General features: G+C 64.2%; 1 protein-coding gene and 1 pseudogene. One reads left to right on the top strand and one right to left on the bottom strand.

Going from position 1 to position 2,978, the window contains the following annotated elements; translation table 11 throughout:
• The first annotated feature begins 242 nt into the window (after window positions 1-242).
• A complete protein-coding gene (gene tyrS / locus EN780_RS31125) occupies window positions 243-1,496 on the top strand; it encodes a tyrosine--tRNA ligase (protein ID WP_127311176.1) in 1,254 nt (417 codons plus the stop codon).
• Window positions 1,497-1,505: 9 nt separating this feature from the next.
• Here tyrS and EN780_RS31130 read toward each other — a convergent pair.
• A pseudogene (locus EN780_RS31130) lies at window positions 1,506-2,978 on the bottom strand (AsmA-like C-terminal region-containing protein); the annotation flags it as partial.

Raw genomic sequence — 2,978 nt, forward strand, 5'->3', positions numbered from 1 at the left:
TCTCCCCGTCACTATACGGGGAGAGGATGCCGGCAGGCAGGTGAGGGGCGGCGCCAGCGCTCGGTGGACGGGCGATGGAGGCAAATTCGACCTGCCCTGCCAATCTCTCGCACGCGGCGCGGGAGTGGGAGGCTAACAGTCGCAAAACCGGAAACCACTTTTGCTGATCGCCCACTGATGCTAAACGCGCGCCTTCATGTCACGCTCGGCCTGGCGGCCGGGCGATCTCCGGGAAAGCAAAAATGTCCGCCTTCAAGTCCGACTTCCTGCGCACGATGAGCGAGCGCGGCTTCATCCACCAGACCTCGGATGATGCCGGCCTCGACCAGCTTTTCGCCAGGGAGACGGTGAGCGCCTATATCGGCTTCGACGCGACGGCGAAGAGCCTGCATGCCGGATCGCTGATCCAGATCATGATGCTGCACTGGCTGCAGCAGACCGGCCACCGGCCGATCGCGCTGATGGGCGGCGGCACCTCGATGATTGGCGATCCCTCGTTCAAGGACGAGGCGCGCAAGCTTTTGACGCCGCAGGACATCGAGGACAATCTGGCCGGCATCCGCCGCAACTTCGCGCCCTACCTCAAATTCGGAAGCGGGGCCGGCGACGCCGTCATGATCAACAATGCCGACTGGCTGATGGAGATCAACTACGTCAACTTCCTGCGCGACGTCGGCCGGCATTTCTCGGTCAATCGCATGCTCGCTTTCGATTCCGTGAAGCTGCGCCTCGACCGCGAGCAGTCGCTGTCGTTCCTCGAATTCAACTACATGATCCTGCAGGCCTACGACTTCGTCGAACTCTACAAGCGTCTCGGCTGCCGCCTGCAGATGGGCGGCTCCGACCAGTGGGGCAATATCGTCAACGGCATCGACCTCGGCCATCGCATGGAGAACGCGCAGCTTTACGCGCTGACCACGCCGCTGCTCACCACCTCGTCGGGCGCCAAGATGGGCAAGTCTGCGTCGGGCGCGGTCTGGCTCGACGGCGACATGCTGTCGCCCTACGAGTTCTGGCAGTACTGGCGCAACACCGAGGACGCAGATGTCGGCCGCTTCCTGAAACTCTATACGACGCTGCCGCTCGACGAGGTCGCGCGGCTCGAAAAGCTCGGCGGCGCGGAGATCAACGAGGCGAAGAAGATCCTCGCCACCGAGATCACCGCCATGCTGCATGGCCGCGAGGCGGCGGAAACGGCAAGCGAAACCGCGCGCAAGACCTTCGAGGAAGGCGCGCTTGCCGACACACTGCCCAGCGTCGAAGTCGGCAAGGCCGCGCTCGAAGCTGGCATCGGCATCCTGTCGCTGCTGGTCACCGCCGGGCTCGCCGCCTCCAATGGCGAGGCGCGGCGTCATGTCCAGGGCGGCGCCGTGCGCCTCAACGACCAGCCGGTCGCGGACGACCGCCGGACTGTGACGCTTCAGGATTTGAGTCCGGAAAACGTCGTAAAGCTTTCAGTTGGCAAGAAAAAACACGTCCTGGCGCGGCCCGTGTGACGGGCCGCCTCAGCGGTATTCGAAGATCGACCTGAATATTCCGGGAGCGATTACCGAAAGCGGGTTGATGTCGAGGCTCGGCTTGTTGGCATTGCCTCTCAGCCGGAAAGTGACGCCGATCAGGCCGCGATCCCGGCCGTTTCCGAGCAGCGGGCCGAACAGCGGCAGTTCGCCGAAGATGCGGTTCAGCCCATAGACCGGCATGAAGGTGCCGGTCATGTCCATGTTGTTGTTCTGGTCGTAGAGCGTACCTTGGAAGGTGGTGCCGATGCGCTCGCCGCGCAGCACCCCGTTCGCCAGCTTCAGATAGCCGGCCCCCTTGTCGATCTCGGCGTAGCCGCGCTCGAACTTGACCCTGGACGTATCGATATCGGCCTTGACCGCCTGGTTCAGGCTGCGCGTGTCACCGGCCGGCGTGGTCGACACGATCGAGGCGAGCTTCGGCTCGTTGACGACGAAGAAGTTGGTGGCATCGACCTGACCCTTCATCGGCCCGTCGCTGGTGCCCGCCATCGACAGCGCGATCGAGCCACCCTCCATATGCTCGTAGACATTGAGGAAGCGCAGTATGGCGCCGGCGTCGGCCGACTTCATGCTGAGCGCCCGCCTGCCGTCGGCGGTCGTGTTGCGGATGGTGATGGCCGCGCCGGAGTTCGCCGTCGCGCTGACCTCGAGGCCGTTCACCCGGGAACCCGCGGCGCTGTAGTTCAGCTTGAGGTTGGACAACACCTCGTCATGGAAACCGGTCAGCGAACCGACATCGGCGTCGACGGAAATCGCGTCGGTGCCGGTGGTCTTGGTGGCGGTGTCGACATCGGAGGTGAACTGCTTGATCAGCGAGCGTGCATCGAGCGCCTCGCCGCTGACATCGACGGCATAGCCCTTGCCCGACCGCTTCACCGTCACCGCGACGTCGTCGCCCCTGTTCAGGGCGACCTTGCTGAAGCGGGCCGAAGACAAGGCTCCATTGACCAGCGTGACGTCGCCGTCGATGGAGAAACTCTTTCCGTCGAGGTCGAAATCGGAGAGCGTCGTGGTGCCGCCGGACTTGGTCATTGCAAATGTGACCTTGGCGGGGACGCCCGCGCCCTTGCTCCAGCCAGCCCAGGGGATATCGAGCCTGGCGCTGGTGAGATCAGCCGAGACGTTCTGTTCGTCGCCGTCACTCTTGTCGATCGCCACCTTGATGGTCCCCGAAAGCAGCGGCGACAGGCCGGGCATGGCGGTGGCGCGCGTCTTGTCGTCGAGCACGAGCTCGACCTTGCGACTGGGCGGTGGCCCGTCATCGGCAAGCGGCTCGACGATGTCGAGCTCGGCCGGAATACCGTTCAGCCGCGCCTTGGCCGAGATCACCGCCTGTTTCGGCTCGACGGTGATCGAGCCGTCGGCCTCCGTCACGGTCTGGTCCTCGAACGGCTTGGCGAGCGACAGGTCCTTGTAGTCCAGCGTTACCAGCCAGTTGAGCTTCGAAGTGTCGACGCC

The sequence above is a fragment of the Mesorhizobium sp. M4B.F.Ca.ET.089.01.1.1 genome, assembly GCF_004022605.1.
GTDB lineage: Bacteria > Pseudomonadota > Alphaproteobacteria > Rhizobiales > Rhizobiaceae > Mesorhizobium > Mesorhizobium abyssinicae.

What these genes read in the sequence shown, in the direction of transcription:
- tyrS (WP_127311176.1), top strand. Translation starts at nt 243, where the DNA reads ATGTCCGCCTTCAAGTCCGACTTCCTGCGCACGATGAGCGAGCGCGGC.